2 protein-coding genes are annotated in these 2,426 nt (G+C 45.7%); one reads left to right on the top strand and one right to left on the bottom strand.

The window, feature by feature from the left end; all coding sequences use genetic code 11:
* Positions 1–118: 118 nt before the first annotated feature.
* Positions 119–1,660 (top strand): surface lipoprotein assembly modifier, encoded by a 1,542-nt coding sequence (locus ACTHUM_RS11575; protein ID WP_070711795.1) that lies wholly within the window; start codon positions 119–121, stop codon positions 1,658–1,660.
* A 120-nt stretch (positions 1,661–1,780) separates the two neighbouring features.
* On the opposite strand, the gene ACTHUM_RS11570 is transcribed toward ACTHUM_RS11575, so the two are convergent.
* Positions 1,781–2,404 (bottom strand): biliverdin-producing heme oxygenase, encoded by a 624-nt coding sequence (locus tag ACTHUM_RS11570; protein WP_070711798.1) that lies wholly within the window; start codon positions 2,402–2,404, stop codon positions 1,781–1,783.
* Positions 2,405–2,426 lie beyond the last annotated feature (22 nt).

The following is a 2,426-nucleotide window of genomic DNA, read 5'->3' as shown; positions in this document are numbered from 1 at the left end:
GTATTTTTTATGCAAAAATAAAATCACCTGAGATGTTTCAGGCAGTTTTATGATAAGAGCAAATCCCTTATTAGAAACGATTTGCCCTCAGATATACATATATTTCGGATGACTTTAAATGCTAAAAATAAAACAAAAAATTGTCTCAGCTTCTTTGTGCTACCTATTGCCGTCAGCAGCCTTTGCTGAATTTCCCGAAGAGGGTGTTCGGCAGAATATTTCTTCTCAGAATACTGCTGTACAAGTACAACAGAAACAATGGTTAGATATTCTATCTGAGGAGGAAAGGTCGCCTGAAAAGAATGAGAATATAGGCAGGCCAACTCTGGTTAACGATGATTTTTTAGCGGCAAACCCGCATATTCTTGAAGACGCACTGGTTCAAGCACTTAACAGCAATAGCGCAGACCTGGTTTCCTCGCTTGTCGCCCTTTACCGTAAACAGCCCAACCACAATCCCAAACTGATTGCGCGTACCGATGCTTTGCTGGCAAAGCTGAAAGGACGGACTTCCGAAGCGGTCGAACGTTATCGTACCCTTTATGAATCTGACGTTTCAGACGACCGTATATTGTTGGATTTGGCAGCAGCAGAGTTTCAGGACTATCGCTTGGGTGAGGCAACGATGCATTTTCGCCATGCCGCGCAACGCGATATACCCACCCCCGTTTTGGAAAATGTTAAACGTTTTCAAGAAGCCGTCAAACGGCAGACAGAATGGAAATGGTCTGGCGGAATTAGCCCTGTGCATAACGATAATGCCAACAACGCTGCTCCGCGTTATTGCATCGAAACAAAGGGGCAAAACGCATGCAGTGTTACCCTACCTGTCAGTGCCAACGGCTTGAATTACGAATTGAACACCGAAAAACTTACCCCATTGTATGGGCATCACGCCATCAAATTCCGCGCCAACCTCAGCGGCACAAGCTATTTTTTCGACCGCCAATCGGCTTACGACGATGCGTTCGGCAGGGCTTATTTGGGCTGGCAACGCAAGGACGGCAAACAAACCGTCAGCGTTTTACCGTTTTATCAGGCACAGTTGGCAGGCAGCAGCGAGTTTGACAGCAAAAAAGAAAATAACCGCCGCGTTGCACCTTATATGCTGGCTCACGGAGTTGGCGTACAACTTTCGCATATGGTCAATCTCGGCAATGCGACTCAACTTTACTACTCACTGGAACGCTACCGCCAAAACTATCGGGAAACTGATCGTGCACTGCGCAATGATGGTTGGCACGACAGTACTTATCTTTCCCTGGCTCGCCGTTTTGGCAACACGACTCTGTTCGGCGGTTGGCAATACAACCGCTTTGTTCCTGAAAACAAAAACATACACAATATTGAGAACAATGCAGCCTACCACCGCAACGGTTTCAATATAGGTTGGATACAGCAATGGCAGGTTTTAGGTGGGCTTAACAGCAGACTTACCGCTTCATTTGCCAACCGTCGCTATAAAGGCATTATGGCATTCGGCACGGAGCCGCAACGCAATCGGGAGCGCGCTCTCTCTATCAATCTTAGTCACAACAAATTATCTTATAAAGGCATTACCCCTACTTTGAATTATAGTTATAGTCACACCCGTAGCAATGCACCCTATGCAATGCGTAATATTCATCAATGGTCATTAGGTGGTGAATGGAATTTTTAAAAGAGAATCAAATCTGAGTAGGTATAAGACAGCAACCCGTTCAAACAAAACTTTGTAGTGTAATTAAAGGTCTCTGCAAACATCTACGCCGAGACCTTGTCTGTTTGATTTAATTATTTTTTAGAGTCTGTGCGGTGTCATACCTTCAGGTGCTTCCGCACCTTCCGGCAAACCGAAGGTTTCACGCAGAATCACTTTATAGAATTCAAAAGCTTCGCACGCACCTTGAATGGCTTCCGCCTCGGCTTCGGGAGTCAAGTTCAAAGCGTTCAGATGCTCGACAAAAGCGCGCCAGTGTTTGCCTCGGCCGTTTGGATGAGGAGCTAGGTGGCGTGCGCCGAATTCACCGGTGTATTCGAGTTTTTGAGCGTGTTTGAACAAGAATGCCGCGCCCAAATTAGAACCTTCGGCACAATACAGCCAGCCGATGGCTTTATTACCGGTTTCGTGTGGCAATTCTTTGTCAAATTTGTAAGGCTCTTCGCCCAAGTCTTTCAAGTCTTGAGTCACGGCATCGTAACGCGCCATGTATTCAAGCTCTGGAATGGCTTTGTTCAATTCGGCATCTTTATAGATGTGGTCGACGGCCTTGTGGAAAACAGATTGAAGTTTCAAGAATTTGATGTAGTTTTCTTTGCTGGAAAAAGGTTGAACGGACATAACCAAGTTATCAACGCTGTCGTGTGTAACTGTGGTTTGCTCTTTCAAGCGTTTGGCGAAAGTCAGCTCTTGGGTTTCACTCATGATGTTTCCTTTGAATTAAGAG

This window comes from Neisseria sp. P0021.S006 (assembly GCF_051956895.1).
The sequence above is the reverse complement of the archived record's forward strand: the minus strand, read 5'-3'. Positions and strand labels throughout refer to the sequence as shown.